This is a genomic window from Neisseria sp. P0022.S010, assembly GCF_051956635.1.
Genome location: NZ_JBQCXF010000454.1, coordinates 1 through 2,388 on the forward strand (window position 1 = coordinate 1; position 2,388 = coordinate 2,388).

Consider the following 2,388-nt stretch of genomic DNA (forward strand, 5'->3'; position numbering starts at 1 on the left):
TTTGACAAAAGCCGTCCTGCCGTATCCGGCGTATGGGCGTTGACTGCAAAACTCAGCGGCGTATCAGGAAAGAAAAATTATAAAAATCAGAAATATATTTTCCCTTATAACGGCAAAACCCACGTCGCCCCCAAAAACTATCCCTTAGGCGGACAATAGTTCCCTTGAAAAACGCTTTTATCAAACCATTACTACCTCAAGTCAAATCCCGTGAAAGAAACGCATAAACTTTGGGCCGCCCTCATCATTACCGGCATTATCGGCGGCATGGTCGGCATTGTATTAACCGAAATCATGCATACAATTCAACATCTTGCCTATGGTTACGGTTCAGACGGCCTATACGTTTCTTTCCGGGAGGGCGTATCGCAGGCAAGTCCGGAGCGGCGTATGGGCGTGATGGCTTTTTGCGGTGTGGTGGTCGGCTTGGGATGGTGGTTGCTCAAACGCTACGGCAGGCCGCAACCGAGCATTAAAGCCGTGGTTAAAAATCCGCTTGCCGGGTTTCCGTTTTTTGAAACCGTCAGCCATGCCCTGTTGCAAATCATTACCGTCGGGCTTGGCTCGCCGCTCGGCCGCGAAGTTGCGCCGCGTGAAATGACCGCCGCTTTCGCTTCAGTCGGCGTCAACCGTTTCGGGTTGAGCGAAGATGATGCAAGGCTGGTTATTGCCTGCGCTTCGGGTGCAGGTTTGGCGGCTGTGTATAACGTGCCGCTCGCCTCCACACTTTTCATCCTTGAAGCCATGCTGGGCCTGTGGACGCAGCAAGCCGTCGCCGCCGCATTGCTGACTTCAGTCATCGCCACCGCCGTCGCGCGCATCGGCTTGGGCGACGTGCAGCAATATCATCCTGCCAACCTTTCCATCAATACATCACTACTTTGGTTTTCCGCCATCATCGGCCCGATACTGGGCGCAACCGCCGTCTTTTTCCAGCGTACCGCCCAAAAGTTCCCCTTCATCAAGCGCGACAACATCAAAATTATTCCCTTGGCCGTCTGCATGTTTGCACTCATCGGCGTGATTGCCGTTTGGTTTCCAGAAATTTTGGGCAACGGCAAAGCAGGCAACCAACTGACCTTTGGCGGATTGACCGACTGGCAACACAGCCTTGAACTGACCGCCGTCAAATGGCTGGTCGTCTTAATGGCACTTGCCGTCGGCGCATACGGCGGCCTGATTACCCCGTCCATGATGCTCGGCAGTACCATCGCCTTTGCCACTGCCGCCGCGTGGAATAGTTTTTTCCCTGAAATGTCGTCCGAAAGTGCGGCTGTTGTCGGCGCCGCCGTTTTCCTCGGCGTTTCCCTCAAAATGCCCCTGACAGCCATAGCCTTTATTTTGGAGCTAACCTATGCCCCCGTTGCCTTACTCATGCCATTATGCACAGGCATGGCAGGCGCAGTATGGGTGGCAAAGAAAATGGGATTTAAATAGGCAAAATCAAAAGGCCGTCTGAAACCAAGTTTCAGACGGCCTTTTACAATAAAATTGTTAACAATATTTGCAAAAACCTACTGCCAAAAATGCGAAACTGGGGGATAATACCGCCCTGAAAATTCATCCCATATCGATTAAACCTTCAACAAAGGAAATCCAAATGTCTTCCATCAAACGCGCCCTGATCAGCCTATCCGACAAGACAGGCGCAGTCGAATTTGCCCAAACCCTGACCAAGCTCGGTGTTGAAATCCTCTCTACCGGCGGTACAGCAAAGCTCTTGGCTGATGCAGGCGTTCCCGTTATCGAAGTTGCCGACTATACCGGCTTCCCCGAAATGCTCGACGGCCGCGTGAAAACGCTGCACCCGAAAATCCACGGCGGCATCCTCGGCCGTCGCGATTTGGACGAACACGTCGCCAAGATGGAAGAGCACGGCATCGGCAACATCGACCTTGTGTGCGTCAATCTTTACCCCTTCGCCGCCACCATCGCCAAACCAAACTGCACACTGGAAGACGCGATTGAAAACATCGACATCGGCGGTCCGACCATGGTGCGCTCTGCTGCGAAAAACTGGAAACACGTCGCCATCGTTACCGACACCGCCGACTTCCCCGCCATCGCCGCCGAAATGGAAGCCAACGGCGGCGCGTTGAGCGACAAAACCCGCTTCAACCTCTCACGCAAGGCGTTCAGCCACACCGCCCAATACGACGGCATGATTTCCAACTACCTGACCTCGCTTTCAGACGACGTCTTGAGCGGCCAGCCCCAAATCGGCGAATTCCCAAGCCAGTTCAACCAAAGCTGGATTAAAGTGCAAGACATGCGCTACGGCGAAAACCCGCACCAACGCGCCGCGTTCTACCGCGATGTGTACCCCGCCGCAGGCAGCCTCGCCGCATACAAACAGCTCCAAGGCAAAGAATTGTCGTACAACAACAT

At 53.7% G+C, this 2,388-nt stretch carries 1 protein-coding gene and 1 pseudogene; both read left to right on the plus strand.

Annotation, left to right across the window (positions count from 1 at the left end):
- Positions 1-267 precede the first annotated feature (267 nt).
- Positions 268-1,437, plus strand: coding sequence for a chloride channel protein (locus ACTHUT_RS18070; RefSeq protein ID WP_250601779.1), 1,170 nt, complete (start codon positions 268-270; stop codon positions 1,435-1,437).
- A 163-nt stretch (positions 1,438-1,600) separates the two neighbouring features.
- Positions 1,601-2,388 (plus strand): annotated as a pseudogene (gene purH / locus ACTHUT_RS18075) (bifunctional phosphoribosylaminoimidazolecarboxamide formyltransferase/IMP cyclohydrolase); the annotation flags it as partial.

What these genes read in the sequence shown, in the direction of transcription:
- ACTHUT_RS18070 (WP_250601779.1), top strand. Translation starts at nt 268, where the DNA reads ATGGTCGGCATTGTATTAACCGAAATCATGCATACAATTCAACATCTT.